Source organism: Staphylococcus sp. GDY8P120P (assembly GCF_017892065.1).
In the GTDB taxonomy this organism is placed as follows: domain Bacteria; phylum Bacillota; class Bacilli; order Staphylococcales; family Staphylococcaceae; genus Staphylococcus; species Staphylococcus nepalensis.
Map to the genome: position 1 here is coordinate 294,163 of NZ_JAESKI010000013.1, position 19,515 is coordinate 313,677.

At 31.7% G+C, this 19,515-nt stretch carries 14 protein-coding genes and 2 pseudogenes; 7 read left to right on the forward strand and 9 right to left on the reverse strand.

The window, feature by feature from the left end:
* The first annotated feature begins 21 nt into the window (after window positions 1-21).
* Together KA900_RS10485 and KA900_RS10490 are read left to right on the forward strand one after the other, a co-directional pair.
* Window positions 22-1,998: a DNA methyltransferase gene (locus tag KA900_RS10485; RefSeq protein WP_210125859.1), complete on the forward strand. Its 1,977-nt coding sequence runs from the start codon at window positions 22-24 to the stop codon at window positions 1,996-1,998.
* A gap of 2 nt (window positions 1,999-2,000) precedes the next feature.
* Window positions 2,001-4,553 (forward strand): DEAD/DEAH box helicase family protein, encoded by a 2,553-nt coding sequence (locus KA900_RS10490; protein WP_210125857.1) that lies wholly within the window; start codon window positions 2,001-2,003, stop codon window positions 4,551-4,553.
* 188 nt (window positions 4,554-4,741) lie between these two features.
* On the opposite strand, the gene KA900_RS14795 is transcribed toward KA900_RS10490, so the two are convergent.
* The 8 genes and pseudogenes from KA900_RS14795 to KA900_RS10530 form a co-directional block, all read right to left on the reverse strand.
* Entirely contained in the window at window positions 4,742-5,227 is a 486-nt protein-coding gene (locus KA900_RS14795; protein WP_245336153.1) for a hypothetical protein, read from the reverse strand.
* Window positions 5,228-5,246: 19 nt separating this feature from the next.
* Window positions 5,247-5,900 carry a hypothetical protein gene (locus KA900_RS10500; RefSeq protein WP_071331190.1) on the reverse strand — a complete coding sequence of 218 codons (654 nt, stop codon included), beginning with the start codon at window positions 5,898-5,900 and terminating at the stop codon, window positions 5,247-5,249.
* Window positions 5,901-6,004: 104 nt separating this feature from the next.
* The gene (locus KA900_RS10505; RefSeq protein WP_210139573.1) at window positions 6,005-6,511 is read right to left on the reverse strand and encodes a DUF1643 domain-containing protein; all 507 of its coding nucleotides are present in this window, start codon (window positions 6,509-6,511) and stop codon (window positions 6,005-6,007) included.
* Window positions 6,512-6,524: 13 nt separating this feature from the next.
* Complete coding sequence (locus tag KA900_RS10510; RefSeq protein ID WP_210139575.1) at window positions 6,525-6,836, reverse strand: DUF960 family protein; 312 nt, start codon at window positions 6,834-6,836, stop codon at window positions 6,525-6,527.
* A gap of 95 nt (window positions 6,837-6,931) precedes the next feature.
* Complete coding sequence (locus KA900_RS10515) at window positions 6,932-7,270, reverse strand: SAUGI family uracil-DNA glycosylase inhibitor (protein ID WP_210125863.1); 339 nt, start codon at window positions 7,268-7,270, stop codon at window positions 6,932-6,934.
* A gap of 474 nt (window positions 7,271-7,744) precedes the next feature.
* A complete protein-coding gene (ccrB, locus tag KA900_RS10520; RefSeq protein ID WP_210139577.1) occupies window positions 7,745-9,373 on the reverse strand; it encodes a cassette chromosome recombinase CcrB in 1,629 nt (542 codons plus the stop codon).
* Window positions 9,374-9,392: 19 nt separating this feature from the next.
* Window positions 9,393-10,742 (reverse strand): cassette chromosome recombinase CcrA, encoded by a 1,350-nt coding sequence (gene ccrA / locus KA900_RS10525; RefSeq protein WP_070657147.1) that lies wholly within the window; start codon window positions 10,740-10,742, stop codon window positions 9,393-9,395.
* 199 nt (window positions 10,743-10,941) lie between these two features.
* Window positions 10,942-11,580, reverse strand: a pseudogene (locus tag KA900_RS10530) (cassette chromosome replicative helicase); the annotation flags it as partial.
* Between the two features lie 8 nt (window positions 11,581-11,588).
* Here KA900_RS10530 and KA900_RS10535 point away from each other — a divergent pair.
* Window positions 11,589-11,927 (forward strand): annotated as a pseudogene (locus KA900_RS10535) (cassette chromosome recombinase CcrA); the annotation flags it as partial.
* Window positions 11,928-12,038: 111 nt separating this feature from the next.
* On the opposite strand, the gene KA900_RS10540 reads toward KA900_RS10535, so the two are convergent.
* A complete protein-coding gene (locus tag KA900_RS10540) occupies window positions 12,039-12,398 on the reverse strand; it encodes a ZIP family metal transporter (protein ID WP_001631039.1) in 360 nt (119 codons plus the stop codon).
* A gap of 206 nt (window positions 12,399-12,604) precedes the next feature.
* Here KA900_RS10540 and KA900_RS10545 point away from each other — a divergent pair, with 206 nt between their 5' ends.
* The 4 genes from KA900_RS10545 to KA900_RS10560 all read left to right on the forward strand — a co-directional run.
* Entirely contained in the window at window positions 12,605-12,931 is a 327-nt protein-coding gene (locus tag KA900_RS10545) for an ArsR/SmtB family transcription factor (protein WP_000391495.1), read from the forward strand.
* 302 nt (window positions 12,932-13,233) lie between these two features.
* A complete protein-coding gene (locus KA900_RS10550) occupies window positions 13,234-15,159 on the forward strand; it encodes a heavy metal translocating P-type ATPase (protein ID WP_070657144.1) in 1,926 nt (641 codons plus the stop codon).
* 1,283 nt (window positions 15,160-16,442) lie between these two features.
* Window positions 16,443-17,429 (forward strand): SRA domain-containing endonuclease, encoded by a 987-nt coding sequence (locus tag KA900_RS10555; RefSeq protein ID WP_210139579.1) that lies wholly within the window; start codon window positions 16,443-16,445, stop codon window positions 17,427-17,429.
* A 118-nt stretch (window positions 17,430-17,547) separates the two neighbouring features.
* A partial coding sequence (locus tag KA900_RS10560; protein ID WP_281064105.1) for an AAA domain-containing protein occupies window positions 17,548-19,515 on the forward strand: 1,968 nt, incomplete at its 3' end.

The window sequence follows — 19,515 nt, forward strand, 5'->3', positions numbered from 1 at the left end:
TTCGATGTATGGAGAGATTATATGAGTACTAATATATTAGATGAAATCAGTGAGGTTCTAAATGGAATTGAAAAATATTGGATAAATGAAAAATTAGCAAAACAAATAGTTGTAGAAGATTTACGTAATAACGATACTAAATTGATTTCTAAGCTTTTAGCTAATAAATCTATTAATGAAACATATGTTCAAGACATAGATGGGTATAAAATATTCGACAAAGAATCATTAATTTCATTGTTACGTTATAAAAATTACTGGCAAGATAGCTATACTAAGTATGCTAACAAAATAGGTTTAACAACTGAAGGTAAATATTTGAATTATAATTCTGATGTTGTACTAGATTTTCCATTTAAAGATTGTGTGCTTGAAGGTGGAATGACAAAAGAAGATAGTGTTTTAAGAAATGACGAAAAATTTTATAATGAAGTGATTGCTAAAGAAGAAATTGATACACTATTTTCACCGAAGGCGCTGACTAAAATTAAAAAGTACGACAAGCATGGTGAACATTATATTAGCGATACCAAAAGTAACGATAATTTAATTTTAAAAGGTAATAATTTAAATGCTTTAAATACTTTAAAATATAGATTTAAAAATAAGATTAATCTTATTTTTATTGATCCCCCGTATAATACAGGAAATGATAGCTTCAATTATAATGATAAATTCAATCATGCTTCATGGCTTACTTTTATGAAAAACAGATTAGAAATTGCTAAGGAATTACTTAGTTATGATGGAGTTATATTTGTTCAATGTGATCATCATGAACTTGGTTATCTCAATATTTTAATGGATGAGATTTTTGGTTCTGAGAATAAAGTTCAAATCATCTCATGTAAAACTTCTGCTCCTGCTGGATTTAAAACAGTTAATCCTGGTCCTATAGATGTTACGGAATACATATTATATTATGCAAAAGATAAATCAAATGTGAATTTTAAAAAAGGATATGTTCCTGTTAATTATGATAATAATTATAATAGGTATATCGAAAATATTGATCAAAGTCCAGACAATTGGATAATTAAACCAATAGTTGAAAAATTTTATGAAAAAGAAAATATAATAGATAACAAGCATGCAAAAGAAGTGTGGGGTTCTGAATGGAAATTAGTTAGAGATAAGGGGATTGAAAATTTTGCTCTTGAAAACGCTGAAAGGGTAGTATCAATAAGAGATCCACATAATCCTACAGAAAAATTAAAAAAATTGTTAAAAGAGTCAAAGAATAATAATAAAATAATAGAAGTTACAAGAGAAATGGGATCTTTATATTTGTATAAAGGTGGTTCATTAGCTTTTTATAAAAATAAACTTAAAAAAATTGATGGACGATTAACACCCACAGAGTTATTAACGGATCTATGGACAGATATATCTTGGGCAGGTATAGCTAATGAGGGGAAAGTGAAATTAAAGAATGGTAAAAAACCTGAAAAGTTATTGAAGAGGATTATAGAGTTAAGCACTAATGAAGAAGATATTATCCTAGATTTTTTTATGGGATCAGCGACTACTCAAGCGGTAGCACATAAAATGAACCGTCAGTATATTGGCATAGAACAAATGGACTATATTAATAGTATTTCTGTACCACGTTTACAGAATATTATTGAAGGAGAACAAAGCGGCGTATCGAAGGCTTTAGAATGGAAAGGGGGAGGTTCTTTTGTGTATGCAGAATTAGCAAAAGAAAATCAAGAAATTGTGGATAGAATTATAAGTAGCAGTACAAAAGAAGAACTTAATCATCAAATCGATAAACTATTAAATGATGGCGTTCTTAATTATGAAGTAGATTTTGATAAGTTTACAAGTACTAAAAAAGAATTTCATGAATTAGAACTGGAAGACCAAAAAGAAGTGCTGATTAGAGTGTTAGATAGTAATGAATTATATGTTAATTACTCTGATATTGAAGATTCAGCATATAATTTCACAGAAGATGAAATAGCATTTAACCATAGTTTCTATGGAGGTGAGTAATAATGTCAGAAATGCTACATGATCGTATAGAAAACCAATTATTTTTACAATATCCAGATATACCTAACTATATTATTGATAATTTGAATCATCGTTTAAGACCATATCAAGAGGAAGCGGTTCAAAGGCTAATGTATATTGAGGAACAAGATGAAGGTAATTTATATAACAAATTGATGTTTAATATGGCAACTGGTTCTGGTAAAACACTGGTTTTAGCTGCATCAGTATTATATTTATTTAAAGAAAAAGGTTATCAAAATTTCTTGTTTTTTGTTAATAGTACTGCGATTGTCAATAAAACGTATGATAATTTAACCAACACGTCATCTAGTAAGTATTTGTTTAATCCAGAAGGTATTGTCATTGATGGTAAAGTGATAAATATTCAAGTAGTAGATAATTATCCCGTCCTACCTGATGAAAATACGATTTATCTTAAATTAACAACAATTAATGCATTGCATGATAAATTAAATTACCCAAGTGAAAATGAAATCACCTATGAAGATTTAGCTCAGTTTCCTATCGTTCTATTAGCTGATGAAGCTCATCATCTAAATGTCAGCACAAAGAAAAAAGGCAAAAAAACTACTCAGCAAATTGAAGAAACTAACTGGGAAGTAACTGTTGATAGGATTATGAAGCAAAACAATAAGAATAAGTTGTTAGAATTTACAGCTACGGTACAGTTAGAAGATGATATTTTTAAAAAGTACAAGGATAGAATTCTTTATCGTTATGACTTAAAGGAATTTATGCAACAAGGCTATTCAAAAAATGTAACGCTTTTGTATGCCAGTGAAGACAATGAAGATAAAATATTACATGCTTTATTAATGAGTGAATACAAAAAATATATAGCTGATAAAAACTATATAACGTTTAAACCAGTTATCATGTTTCAATCCACTTCTATTAAAGGCTCTCAAGAAATACATCAAATGATGCTTGAGCGTTTAGATCAGTTAACTCATGAACAATTAGAAACGATTATTAATAATGGGTTTAAATTTTACAGTGGTCAAAATAGTATTTGGAGTAAAGTATTCAGTTTTTATAAACAAACTAATTTATTAAAAGTGTTAGATGATTTGAAATGGGATTTTAATGAACAAACAACGTTAAATGTTAATAATGATAAAGAGAAAGAGAAAAATGCGCAATTTCTGAATAATCTAGAAGATCTTGAGAACCCTATAAGAGCTATCTTTGCAGTGTACAAACTTAATGAAGGTTGGGACGTCTTAAATCTTTTCGATATTGTCAAAGTTGATGAAAAGAAAAAGATTAATAAAAATGCGACGAATGCAGAAGCTCAACTCATTGGTCGAGGAGCTAGATATTATCCATTTATTTATGAAGAAGAAAAATCTTATAAGCGCAGATTTGATAATGAATTTAGTGATTTAAAAGCAATCGAAACGTTACATTATCATACGATTAACGATTCTTCTTACATTAAAAATTTACATCAATCTTTAACAGAAGCAAAAGTTCAGACAAATGCTGATATAAGTGAGATACACGAAGGAAAAGTGAAAAATAAATTTAAAAAGACTGACCTTTTTAAATTTGGCAAAATATATGTTAATAAAACAGTACCAACGACTGCTGACGACTACAAGAATTTGGAAAATTATAGTGCGTCTAGAGAATATCAGAAGGAACTATTTAAGGTAAGTGAGTCAAATTTAACTCAAGGTATCAAATCTATAGCTGAAGACCGTAAAGAAGTAAGATTAAATATTAACAAACCATTATTACAAAAAGCTTTAAGAAGTAACCCATTCTTTAGATATTCTAATTTAAAAGAGTATGTACCTAGTATCACGAGTATGCAAACATTTATTGAATCAAAAGATTTTTTAGGAGATTTAGATATCAGTGTAACTATACCAAAAGAGATGGATATTAGTGACATCACACCTAAACTAAAGTTGTCTGTATTGAATGATTATTTAAGTAAATTAGAAACAAAAATTAAAAATAATTATCTGAAAGTCAAAGGTACAACTATTTTTGAAGGTATGAAACTTTCAGAATTAATCGATGATTATGTTGTCGAAGTGAATAATGTCAATAGAGATGTAACAGACTTAGATGACCAGAAGAGACCTAAAAATATGGGACAACATGATTGGTACATTTATGATAAAGCTATTGTAAATGGTCTTGAGAGTGATTTGATTGATTTAATCAATAACATGATGGAAGATTTACAAAATAAATATGAAGAAGTTTATTTAATACGTAACGAACGTAAAATTAAGTTCAGAGAAATAGATGGTGTGAGAGGTTTTATGCCTGACTTCTTGCTGTACTTAAAAGATAATGAATACACATATCAAGTATTTGTAGAACCTAAAGGTCAACATTTATTATTAAATGATAAATGGAAAGAGGAATTTATGTTATCGTTGAATGCAAGACATGATATTGAAGTACTTGCAGAAAATGATGATGCAAGATTAGTAGGGTTATGCTTTTATTCTGAGGATTCAACAAAAAGAAAAGAATTTAAAGAACAGTTTAATAATCAACTATTAAATTAAGCATTTAACATTATTAAAAATGCAAACAACAATCAAAAAAATATAATTTTAAGAGCATTTCCTACCTTTTGGAGTAGGAAATGCTCTGTTTGTAATATTACTTCTTTGATTAACTACTATTTTGGTCATAGACTTATATACTCGATATTTATTATTAGCTACTATAGTTGATATCTCATTATTTCTTACTACAATTCAATTTTAGTTTCATGATCCATAGTTGTTTTAGGTCCATTCCAAATTTGAGCTGTCCCATCATCTTTAACTATGATGGTGTTTGCTCCAGCACCTGATTTGTTATTTGCTTCAATTGTCCATTCTGACCCATTGTACTCCGGTTCTTGGAATTTTAATAGGTCTGCATCTCCTACTTCATTTACAGCTGCAATAGCGTAATCAAAAACATTATCTCTAGTTACTCGTTGTATATCATTTGTATCTTCTTCTGTTGTAGATTGCTCTTGACTATTATTTTGACTTTCATTCGACTGATTCTCATTATTAGATGTTTCACTAGTACTTTGCGAATTACTGTCGTCATTTTCTTTTTGTTGGGCCTGTAATTTATTTTTCTCTAATTCTACTTCTTGATACTTGTTGTATCCAAAAAAGCCAACAGCTGCTAATATGCCTAAAATAGCAATTATTGTTATTGTGCTTAATAATTTTTTCATAATCTATTCATCCTTAAATTTAATAATTACCACCTTGACCATTTGCACGAGCTTCAACCTGTCCTCTTAAAAAACCAATATAATCACCAGATCCTTCTGCAGCTTCATCCACAGCAGAAGCTTCTTCCTCAGTCATACCTTCTTTATATGCGTCTAAAAATTCATCATCTGACATGTTTTTAGCATCTTCAGCTGTGTATTTGGGCTGCCCCTCTTCTTCAATATCCTCTGGAGGAGTTGGACCTCCACCAGCTGGTTGGAATTTTCCTTCTTCTGCAAATTGCTGTAAAGCAGGGGTCATTTCTTTTGTTGTAACAACCCCATCTCCATCTGTATCAGCTTTATCAATTTCATCTGATAAAATTTGGGCTTCATCACTATTGACATCATAAGCATCCTCGAGGATTTTTGCTTTTTCATTACTTGCTTCACCTGCACCATTATCTTGTTGTATTTTTTCTGTTGATGCTTGATTTGTTTGGTTATTAATTTGGCTTTGATTTTCATTTTCTGAAGTTTTGCTATTATCAACTTTCTTATTCTTCTTATCCTCTAGCTTAGCTTCTTCTTTTTTTAGTTCTAAATCTTTATAACTACCGTATGCAAATAGAACTGCAACTCCCAAAATCGCGACAAGCGCAATAACAGCTATACTAGCTAAAATTTTCTTCAAATTCCTATCTCCATTCTATATTTAATTTATATTATTATATTAATTTATATTGCCATACTTTTCTACTGTTATTTTTAAAAAATAGTTTGAATTATTAATAAATATTATTTATATGTCCATTTCTTTCTTGCTTTCGGATTAAGTGGATGCATGATTTCATTGGTTTCTGGATTCATGAGTTGTTTCACTTTCTTCTTATGTGGTTTCAACATTTCTAATACTTCATTGACACGTGCTTCGACGACTGGTTTTTTAGCGTAAGCACCCCATGCTAATATTACTTCATCTGATTCTTTCACTGCTTTCATAATTTGAATATTTGTATGATTATCATAAGCATTTTCTTCTAAATGTTTGAGATTGAAAGGTGTTGTAATATTAGAGTATAGGTTCACAAAATGGATTGAACCAAATACATCCATTTCTGAAACTTTGTTCATAATCAGTTGTGTTGTTAGGTCAATATTGAGAATGCCATCATAGTGCGGATACATCGTGATGATTGTAAGTGTTTGTTTTTCACTGTCCCATGTCTTTGTTAGTAAGTAGCGGTGAGTTCTCTTTTCGTCAAATATTGCAGTAGTGACAAGTGTATTTGTGATATTTTCCATTGATTTTATCTCCTTAATATTCATTTGGTAATAACATGACGTAATAAGAAAGGTCTACATCATCTTCACGGATAATGTAGACCTTATTGATATTGATAGGTTGATTGATATTTGCCTTTTGAGTTTTCACATACGCCGGTCGTTCTTGTTTGTGTTTGATATATAATTGATTGCGATGTGTATTGAACTGGAATATATGAAAATAATCTACTAAGGTATTATCTTTGGTTTGTTCTTGTTCTCGCTCAGATACGAGTTGCCATAATTGGTGTTGTAAGATATTAGGTAAGTTGTTGGCGATACCCCGGGTGATATATCTATTCATAAGAGACTTCCTTTCGTTCTGACTCTTTCATCCAAATGATGATTTCACTTAGTATTGTAATGACTAATTGTGTAATTTTGATGTATTTATGCATATTATTGTCCTCCTGTTAGTAAGTATCGTTGATCCAAAAGAGGCATGATAGTGTTGTGTAGGTATAAGAAATCCATATCGTGATTTTCATCGATATAACCGATGGCTATGAGTTGTTTCTGATAGTAGAGAATGAAAGGATAGATATTACTTTCGTGAAGTGTGTCAGAGTAGTAGGTATTAGTCTGAAGTATTTTATTACTGAGTGGGCCAAGTCTTACATATTGATTGGGTAAGATATCATCAGCGATTTCCTCGATAGATTCACATTCCCACTTTTCATCTTTTGGCAGTTTGAATAAGTTGGTTATATAGTGCTTGAGTTGTTGTTCTAGTGTCATCATTATGACCTCCTGATGTGTTTGATGGATGTATGCATGTGATACATCATTTTGATAATATAAGTTTGAAATACCATTTGTTTCGCCTAGAAAGCCCACTGAAATATAGAAAATATCCCAATCGAAAGTCATGACAATTGTTGGTATGACAAGGAAATCCCGTTATCCCGCTCATTTCTCGGGAAATATAGCTATATATTTATATATCATTTGGATTTGTAGGTGTGGTTATGATTTACTTTTTTCTTTTTATATTATTTATTTATAAATAATAACGGGATTTTGGGATTACGCTTGCGTAATCCTTCTCCTACATGAAGTTAGCCAATCCCGTTACTATCCCACTTATATTTTATTTTGGGATGTTCTTTCGTCATATCAATATAAGCTTTATATTGAGTTATGACTGGTTAGCGTGTTGAAGATATTTGTTAGATGAGTGTTATTGAATGACGAAAGGACAGTACACTTGTCTTAAATTTGAAAGTAGAGTGTTTGAGGCAAAAATAAAGACGAAGTGCTGAGGAGCACTTCGTCGAGTGGGGTATCATTGAAAAGTTGTTTAATAATTTCATTATTGAGCTTGAGTGTGACATAGAACTGCTTTTTATGACTTCCATCTTTACGAATATCAATACGGTCAATGACCGTAAGGTATAATGCTTTGAGTTGTGCTTTATCCATTGATTCTACGTTTTGAAATATTTGTTGTAATAGGGCAGCGATTTGCTTCGTATCGTAAGATGGTTTTTCTTGGTTTTGTTGCTGCTTGAGTTGATTCATTTGGTTTGTGATATCATTCAGTTGTGTTTCATATTGATGAATGGTTGGTTTGAGCGTAGATGCTAAGTCTGGATTGTCTTCGATGGTTTGAATTAGATTTTTAAGTTTAGTGTTAATTTCATCAAATTGTTGTTGTTTATAAGCAATATCATGGTTAAGTGAAGCTACATCGATTTGATTTTCTTGATTAACACGTTCGACAACTTGCTTGAGAACTTTATCACTTTTGACTATTTCGAGTATTTGATCCATAACATACTTTTCGATAACATCAGCTCTAACACTATTGGCTGAACATACCTTTGATCCTTTGTTGCGAAAGTTACTACATGAATAATACCGAATGCGTTTTTTAGTACCGTCTTTGAGTGTGTTGGTTGTATTTGAAGCTGCATATGCTGCACCACATTTTTCGCAGAAAATTATTCCAGTTAACAGATTTGTCCCTTTACCATGTACCTGTGGCTTTTTGCTTACTTGCTTCTTACGTGCTTGGACTTTATCCCATAAGTCTTTGCCAATAATAGGGGAGTGCTTACCTTCAGCAATTACTGGATTATCATTCAATCCCTTACGACGCTTTTCATTCCAATCTTTGTATTTTGCGAATTGAATTTTGCCGATATAAAATGGATTTGAGAGAATATAAGTAATAGCTGAAATACTAAAAGGGTTGCCTTTTTTAGTTACATAACCTTTATGATTGAGTGCATTGGCTATTTTACGATAACCATGACCTTTGGCATAAGATTCAAAGATATATTTCACAATATTGGCTTCATGTTGATTAATCATCAGTTCGTGCTTACTATCTGGTATTTTGTCATATCCTATCGGCAAATTCCCCTGATAATAGCCTTCTTGTGCACGTCTGGTTTGACCCATGAATACGTTCTCGACAATGTTATTACGTTCAAATTCTGAGAAACTCGCAAGTATTTGTAACATGAGTTTACCAGAAGAAGTGTTGACTTCTATACGTTCAGACAAACTGAAAAATTCGACATTTTGTTTATGCAAATCTTCGACAATTTTGAGCAAATCTGATGTGTTACGTGCAAGTCGATTTGTTTTATACACCATAACACAATCTATATGACCTTCATTCGCATCATGTAACATACGTTGTAGTGCAGGACGGTTCATAGACTTTCCTGAAATACCACGATCAGCGTATATATCTTTGACTTCGAAATGATGGAAGTTACAATATTCTTTGATTTGATTGATTTGCCCATCGATACTATAACCCTCTGCACTTTGCATTTCTGTTGATACGCGGACATAGATACCGACACGTTTTTGTTTGAGTTGTTGCATGATTTTTCATCCTTTCTGATTAAGCAATCGATGATTGTGCTGTTTGATTGACGATGTTTAAGGGTTCATTTTTGAAATAGATACCCGTAAGTATTTTATTTTTAGTAATATGAATTTCATCAATGTAAGGGTACAACATGTTTAATGTGAAACGTTGTTGCATGACATTTTGTAAAGCCTTTTGAATTTGATGCGTATGGATTGATGTTATAGGTTTTGACTGTTGTCGAAATGATTGCGTTTGTTCTCTGAATGTTTCTGCATCAATTTTACCTTGGGCTAATTTTTCTATCAGTTGTTCTTGCGTGACTGTACTTTTAGCTTCTATGTCTTTTTGTTTTTTGAGTCGTTTTTGGATTGTATGGTTGATTTTTGAATACAGATGTTGATTTTGAAAGAAGTCTTGACATGTAGCTAAGACACTCGCTTCTAATGATTGTGCGTTGATTCCTTTGAATTCACAGACAAAACGAGATGCATTCATATTTTGGGGACAGACATAATAACGTAATGTACGGTGCTTTTTTCTAATTGTCATATTGGTAAGTGTTGAATTACAAAAAGGACATTTGATTTTTTGTTTGAGTCGATTAGCTGACGATGTCTGTTTGAGTTGTTTCTGTGACCGTATCGCTTGAGCTTTTTCATATATACTTGTCGAAACAATAGAAGGACACATGTTGTCATATTGTCCGTATTGATTAATGACTCGACCACAATAATTGGGGTTCATGATAATATTACGTACTTGATAGGGTTTACGATTGATGAATTTCTCGTCAGCTTCTAAGTACTGTGCAATTTTTTTATAACCATAGCCTTGAAGATAATAACTGAATACAGCTTTTACGGTTGGTGCCTCTGTGTTGTTTATCATGAAAGTACCGTTATGATAGTGATAGCCAAAGGGTGCATGGGTCGTAATCAGTTTACCTTGTTTTGCTTTTTCCCGAAGGCCATTTTTGACTTGTTCTCCAATATTATCTGATTCTAGTTCAGCCAAGCTGATGAAAATGTTGAGTTTTAGTCGATCGAATGCTTTATCCATGTCGAAGTAGCCATCATGAACGCTTAAGATATGAACATGATACTTTTGACACAATTTCATGAGTTTTAATGCATTTTTTAGGTTACGATGAAGTCGATTCAGACGATAGCAGCATAATACGTCACATTGTCCTTGTTGAATCAGTTCAATAATTTGTTGATAACCATTCCGCTTATCAGTGCGTCCTGATTGCTTATCGCTGTAAAAAGTGATTTGTTTAATACTGTGTTTTTTGGCTAGTGCTTTGATGGTCTGTTTCTGTGCTGCTAGAGATTGTTGTTTGAGTGTACTTTGACGTAAGTAACCAATGGCTTCTTCCATGTTATACACCTCCAAAAAGATAATATATATTTGTGAGCAAATTAGAATGAAAGGTCCAACGTGCTTTTAACACGTTGGACCGTAATGATTAATTATCGTTCTGTAGCTCTTCAACGACTAAATCAGCTAGTAATTCAATCAATTCATCCATTTTATCTACTCCAGTACTCATATCGATTTATGTTAATACTTTATTTAATTAAAAATCAGAATAATCTATGACATTAGACTTGATGAACTCTACATCTGGTATTGATTCTTCGAACTCTTGTTTAGTCTTATTTTGAACTCTTCCATTTTCTTTGTTTAGTCCAAGAATTGATGCATACTCTGAATCTAACTTTAAATGATAAAAGACAAGTGACTGTTTCTTGCCATAGTCATCTTTGACTGCTCTTTTCGTAGTTATTCGATCACGGTCAGATTCGATATATCCTTTATCCCTTAGTGCATTCACGACATTGTTGACATCTTGGAAATGATTCTCTATCAACATATTTTTAAATACAGATGCAATGATTTTGACTTCGATATACTCATCTTTTAAGGCAATTAGTCCATGGTTCTCCATCATATTCTTTAACGCTTTGTCATCAGAAAACTTACCACGGTTTTGTGCTACAAATTGCGTAATGACTTCGATCGCTTTATCTGCCAGTGATCGTTCAGAGACTGTATGAGCATGATAATCAATAAAGTAGTCTCTTATTTTAGCGATATCAATATCTGTAGGTAAAACATGACTGAGAATCTTGGCCGAAGTAGTGATAGCTGCATAGCGCTTAAACATACGAATACCAGTATTATTTATTTCATCCTTCAATTTATCTTTAAACCAATGATGTAATTCAAAAACGGATCAAAAAACAAAGGGCCCTAGAAACTAGGAGCACACTTACACAAGAACAATTGATAGATAAATTAGCTAAAGGAGCCATCGATGCAGAAACGTTCAGAAAACAATCTCAATCGTTACTTCAACAATCAAAACCAACACTATCAATAAATGAGCAACAAATTCAAAGGTCTTTTGAAAATGTAATTCAACAACACTTCACGTTAAGCATGTTATACCGATATATTGATGAAATTCATATTTCTAAAAACAAAAGCCTTGTGGGAATCTATTTCAAAAATGAACCGCTAAACATTGTAAACCAAGCTACGCAATCATCGATTGCTTAATTAATGAAAGGATGAAAAATATGAAAGAAATGAAAAGAAAATCTGTAGGATGTTATGTTAGAGTTTCAACAATTTCTCAAGACATTGATAAATTTAGTATTAATGGTCAAATTACACAAATAAAGGAATATTGCCAACAGGGAAATTATGAATTGCTATACTGATAATTAAAAGTACCCCCGATCGAACGAAAATATCTTTTTGATGACTATTAGTGATAATTGTAATTTTATCCATTAATAGATGAATGGATTGGAATAATACTAAGCCTATTGCTATTCCACCGAGTAAAATTACCCACCCGCCTAATTCAATACTTTCCGGAATCATTTCAAAAAATAATAAGCCAATTATAAGGCCTGCACATAATGAATAAATAAAGCCATGACCACTTTGAAAACCTTCCATTATCCAAGCGAGTCCACCGCCAACACCAATTCCAAGTGCGGAAGCTAACGCCCGATCATCCATACTGCACTCATCCCACTATTCTTAAAAAGGCTTTGTTTATTTTACTCTAAAAAATCAAAACAAAATATATGAATTCATATTAAATATTATTTGATTCTTTATTCAGATTGTTATATCATATATATGAACATATATTAATATATGTAGATAAATAGTGATTATTATATATAAGGTTTTGAATTGAAACCTAAAGTGAGGGAAGGATAATGGAAGAAAAAAAGGAATTAGAGGAAGTAAATAATAAGGACTTAGATGATGAAACATTATTTGTCGTATCGCAAACATTTAAAGCGTTAGGTGATCCTACGAGAATCCGGATTCTCCATTTGCTCTTTTATAAGGAGTATTCGGTAAACGGTATTGCTGAAACGCTACATCTTAGACAATCAACAGTTTCCCATCAATTGCGGTTCTTGAAAAATTTACGGTTAGTAAAATTCCGAAGGGAAGGCACAACATTGTTTTATTCCCATGATGATGAACATACTATGAATATGCTAAAACAGGCGATCGATCACGCCTGTCATCACTAGTATTCCGTAAACCAGTAATGAGTGTTAATAATAATTCACGTCATTAATATTGTTATATGAAAAGGGGATTTTGCAATGGATATGGAAAACAAAAAAACAGAATGGAAAGCGTTGTATGATATCTCGAAGGAAAGTGAGATGGGTGTAGCAGAGAGGGTTAGTGAATACGGTTGATAAATTCATAGGATGTATTATTGGATACAAAAAGTTTGGATGTGGTCAATTAACGTCCTGGTTTAGTAAAGCTTACTGCGAATATATTGGAACCCGATATATCATATTTATTTAGAAAGGTGATAGAAATGAAAAATATTCAAGAGCAACAAGCACACGAAAGTCATAGCCACGATCATAGTCATGATCATGATCACGGAAAAATGCCAATTATTTCATATTTTATTGGCTTAGTGTTGGCTATAATTGGGCTTTTTTTAAGTGATGCAAATTTATTAATACAAAACATCTTATTTTCAATTGCCACAATCACAGCCGGCTACCATGTAATTATTCTCGAAGGAATTGGAGAGACAGTTGAAAATACTAAATTAAAGGGAAAATTCACTCCTAATTCTCATATTCTAATGGGATTAGCTGCAATCGGGGCTTCTCTGATAGGGAGTTTTTGGGAAGGAACCCTTTTGATACTTATTTTTTCCGGCGCTCATTTTCTTGAAGATTACGCTGAAGGAAGAAGTAAAAGAGAAATTACTAAGCTACTCGAAATGAACCCAACGACAGCTAAATTAATCCTACCTGATGGAAACACAAAAATTGTTGATGTCAGTGAATTAAAAGTTGGAGATCAACTCCAAGTGCTGAACGGTGATCAAGTTCCAATTGATGGGATTATTTTATCCGGTACTACCTCAATTGATGAATCTTCTATTAATGGAGAAAGTATACCGAAAGAGAAGTCTAACGGTGACGAAGTTTTTGGAAGTACGATTAATGGAACAGGTACTTTTACTATGGAAGTCACTAAGGAAAACAAGGATACTGTATTCTCTAAAATTTTACAATTAGTTAGTCAAAACCAAGATAATCAAACAAAAGCTGCCAGTATCATTCAAAAATTCGAGCCTAAATATGTTAATATAGTTTTAATCGCAATACCATTAGTAATGTTACTTGCTCCTTTTCTATTTGATTGGACATGGTCGCAAAGTGTTTACAGGGGATTAGTGCTTTTAGTCGCAGCTTCACCGTGTGCTTTGGCAGCAGCTACTGTATCTGTAACATTGTCTACAACATCTAACCTAGCTAAAAAAGGCGTGCTTTCAAAAGGAAGTACTTACCTATCACAATTAGCGGATATAGATGCAATTGCCTTCGATAAAACAGGAACCCTTACGAACGGAGAACCTAAAGTAACAAATTACTATTTCACTCATTCTGTGAACGAAGAAAATATTATTGATATTATAGTCGCCCTTGAAAAGGAATCCAATCACCCACTCGCTAATGCTATTTTAGAAAAATTTGAAGTTAAAAATAAAATAGACATCGAAGTTACTAATCAAATTGGAAAAGGTCTGACAGGAGATTATAATGGAAAAAATTATCGTATTGGTAAGCCTACTTCTTTTGAAAGTGCTTCTGAAGAGTATACCCAGTTCAATCATGATTGGGCATCAGAAGGAAAGACGGTTGTATACGTAGCAGAAAATGAAGAAGTTATTGGGATTATAGCTCTAATGGATATTCCGAATGAGCATGCTAAAGAAACAGTTAATTACTTTAAGAAACTTGGTATCCACACGACTTTAATTACTGGTGATTCGGAAATGACGGGAAAAGCTGTAGGCGAACAATTGGGAATAGACGAAGTTATCGCTAATGTAATGCCTGAAGATAAATCCAGAATTATAGAAGAACAAAAAGAAAAATTTGGAGTTACTGCCATGGTCGGAGATGGTGTGAACGATGCACCGGCCCTTGTTAATGCTGATGTTGGTATAGCTATGGGGGGCGGTACTGATGTGGCAGTAGAAGTATCTGATTTGGTTTTAATGCAGAACAATTTATCTAAATTAGTACAGTCTCATAAAATTTCCTCAAATATGGGTCGTGTTATTAGGCAAAATATTATTTTTTCAATGGCAGTTGTTGCCTTTTTAGTTGTCGTTAGTTTGTTAGGATTAACTGATATTACAATCAGTGTAATTGTTCATGAAGGAAGTACTTTAGTTGTTATACTAAGTGGACTTCGATTATTAAGATCTAAATAATGAACGAATCGATTGACATGAATGAACTTTGAAGTGTGGATTCTACAATGCTCCCATAACATTGGACACTAAAAAACAGAGCAATCTAATAAAGATGTTATGAGTAAAAACAATGCCTTGCATACCGTTTTTATCATACGGGCGGTCAAATAAGCAATTAAAGAGCATGGGAAGCATAAAATCATAAACAGTGACTTAAGGCAGCCAGTTTACATTCAAAAGTTAAATTGACTGTATTAAAAGTTTCGAAACGATTAATATCCGTATGGGGGCAAGCGTCGAGCCAAAGATAATGCCAGGACAGAGCGTCTTTTTCCGTTCTTTTAAGTGGGAAAGGTTTTACCTTCTCTAGGCCAAGACAGTCCCAGAGCTAAAAGGGCCAGTTGCTCTTTTTGGGCGTTTGTGAACGGTAATCGCAGGAAGGGGATTTTCCCAACCGCACCTGGTTTTCCATCACAATAAAGTTGGCGGCATTTGTTCTGATATTCTTGGGAATACTTACACTATGAATGGCCGTATTAAGTGATACAGGAGCTGCTATTATTGTAATACTGAATGCTCTCCGCCTTTTGAGGGTAAAAGAATAAAAGTAAGGATAACTAGGTAAAGCTGTTCAATCAAAAATTGAACAGCTTATTTTTCATCAAAATCAAAAACGTTTATTATAATACCTACACTTGTTCTGTTAAACGTACCGATTTTTTAACCTTATTGTATCAGTAATATCTTGAAACGAAGTAAGCGACTAAAATTTCTCTTTTATCATACGTTTATAAAAATACACTTTTAAGAACGGTTTGAAAATTTTTGAAATAGATCAAAATAATCTTCTGGTTAAAAAACCTGTAGATATGATTTCTCTCTTAAATTTTTGTTTGATTAGATTAGACCCTAATAAGACGCATTCAACATGTCTACACGTGAATTTAGTCTTTGAAAATGTAAGGACCATTATTATTATAAAAACCCTAGTATAAAACGATACGCTGAAGCGTATCACAAATAATTTAGCTGAAGTTTTTACCATGTTTAAAAAGATATAGTAGTAGATTTATCAGTTCAAAAAACATGACTTAGTTGCTATTCAAGCGAATTTTTATAATGATAAAATTGTTGAATCAGAGATAAAAATTGTACATTATTTATCTTAAAACTAAAGTTTTGAATGGAAATAATTATTGATTTTAGTTATTTCCATTTTTTTATATGAAAAAGGAAACTAATAATAATCTGACAATATGGTAATGTTACAGTAATAGATATAGATAAAGGTGGAAAATATTATGAGCGAATTATTAAAGAGAAAAGATTTAATGCAATTGTTGAAAATAAATGATGGCACCTTTCGAAATTGGAAGAAAGCCGGAATGCCAATAGTTAAAGCGCAGAATGAAGAGTTCTTTGATCTAGAACAAGTAAAGCGTTGGCATAAAAAGGTAACAGAAGGAATTGATAATCTCATAATTGATAAAAAGTATGACAATAATACGATTAGTGATGTATTCAAATGTTCGCAGCAGGGAGGAATGCGACGTTCTCATTTAACTAATACACTAGTCTTATTCTCGAACCATAAAAATGATGTTTATAGAGATCATACAGTAATAGATGATGAAGGAAATGAAACATTGCATTATACAGGTATGGGTCAAAAAGGTGATCAAGATATTGAGCATGGTCAAAATAAGACTTTAAACCATTCTGAAGATATAAGTATTAAAGTATATCTGTTTGAATCATTTATTTCGGGCGAACATATATTTCGTGGAGAAGTGAGGTTGTATGATAAACCATATACTACAGAGCAACATGATAGAATGGTTTGGGTCTTCCCGCTAACTTTTAATAACAGTGAATATTATATCCCAGGAAATATTTCGGATGAAAAGTATAGAGAACAGGCGAATCTAATAAATAAACTCAGTGACAATGATATCTATGAACGTGCTATAAAGGTGAAACAAGTGGGAAGAAAAGAAGCGGTTACTAAAGTGTATGCCAGAAATATCCATGTGGCTGCACATGTTAAAAATAGGTCTAACGGCTATTGTGATTTATGTAATAAACCAGCTCCGTTTAAGGATCGAAATGGGAGAGCATATCTTGAATGTCATCATGTAGATTGGCTAGCCAACGGTGGGAAAGATAGCATCGATAATGCTGTTGCTTTAGACCCTAATTGTCACAGGAAAATGCATGAATTAGATTTAAAATCTGATGTGAAATTTCTGAAAGATAGACTAAATTATTATCAAAGTAAGAATTTATAGAAATTTTAATTGTTTGATTAACTTAATAGAATATTATTAATATTTATAGTCATTATGAATTTTTTCAGAATATTGCTAAAATAAGGTGATGAACTTAATTAAATAAGGGTGAGATAAAATGGCGAATTTAGTTAATGATACTTTATCAGCATGGTTACTTGTAGAATCTTTACAACCTAGTGAAGTTAAATACGACAAGGGAAGCACTTTACCTAAAAGTAATTTTCAAAATAATGAACAACAAAAGCAATTACAAAGCTTTGATGATTATTATGATATATCGAATGACGAACGATATACAATTGCAGAGCAATCTCAAAAATACGGTAAAAGAATATTTCGTTTATATAGAAATTGCTTTTACTATAAAGAAATTGATAATGAAATTCAAAATATTTTTAACGATAACACAGAAATTTTCAACCCAAATGAAAAGCGTTGTTATGGCTATACATTCCAAACTGATGAAAATGGAAAAGTAATAACAGACAGTCTACATATTCCCATGATTATGAGTGCACTTAAAGAAATCAGAAATAATAAGAGCGCAAATATAGAACAAATATTTAATGACTCTAAACGTAAATTTCAACAAAGATTTAACGAAATTATTGCAGATGAGCCTATTAACAAAGATAAACTTAAGCGATTGGATGCAACATATCGTGACTTTTTTGCTGTACTTATTTCTGAAACAAATGGCATATTCAAACATTATTTTGTGATTGAATATGTTAAAAATAATGAATCTCCAGACCCTAATTTTAATAGTTTCTTTATTGGTGATATAGAAAGAGCTCGTAAAGACCCTAATCAAACTTTGAAAGCTTATATTGGAGGTATAAATGGTGAAAAGCGTATTGAAGTAGATGAGAATAAAGAAATATTCGATGAGTTTTTACACCCGGCAAACTTACCAGACGGTCGTTGGCCATCTCAAATTGAACATAAATTATATTTAATGCAACAATTAGCTGTAAACCAAATAACAAGTAGTAAAGAACATATTAGTACAGTAAATGGCCCTCCAGGAACAGGGAAAACGACTTTATTAAAGGATATCTTTGCACACTTGGTTGTTGAGCGTGCTAAAGCCTTTGCAGCTTTGGATGAACCACGAGATGCATTTGAAAATTTTAAAATACATGAAACAGATACTTCTCCTATTAAAGTGTTAAAAGAGGAATTTTCTAAATTTAAAATGGTAGTTGCATCAAGTAATAATGGTGCTGTAGAAAACATATCTAAAGATTTACCAAAAATGGAAGAAGTAGCTCGCGATCATGAAGGTAAAGTGTTTCCAGATTATGAACTAGCTTATAATAAAGCGATCGATGAATTGAAAAGCTTTAGCACGATTGCATCTCGATTAATAGGAGAGCCAGCGTGGGGATTATTTTCAGGTGTGTTTGGAAAAGGTGACAATATCAATAAAGTAATGAATCAAATTCTTAATAATGATTCAAATAATAGTGATTCAAAATTTGACGATCCGCACACTTCATTTGTGAAGTTGTTGCAAAATGAAAAAAATAGTCTTAGTTATAAACAACTTATGAAAAAATGGAGAGATTGTACGAAAGATTTTGGTAAAGAACTCAAAAAAGTGAAAGAATTAAAAGAACTATCAATTGAAGCATATAATAAATACAAAGAAAATGAAAAATTATTAAATAAAGAAAAAGAATTAGAATCAGAAATAGAAATGTTGAAAGAAAGTTTAAATCAAAACCGTAATAATTTATCAAGCAAAAACAGTGAATTAGAGGATGTAAAAAATAATTTTCAATATATAGAGCAACAAATTGAAACAATTGATGAAATGATTCAAACATATAACCCCAATAATATATTTAAGAAAATGAAGTCATGGTTAAACCAAACTACTACTAATAATCTAGATAAGTGTAAAGAAGATAAAATAAAATTATTAGAAGAAAAAAAGTCTTACCATACAAAAATAAATGATTTACAAAAATGTATAAAAGAGATAAGTAATAATAATAAAGATTTTGAGCAAAAGATAAAGAATAACGAAGAAAAAATAAATGAGTGTAATATTAAATTGAGTCAAGTCCAGACTCCT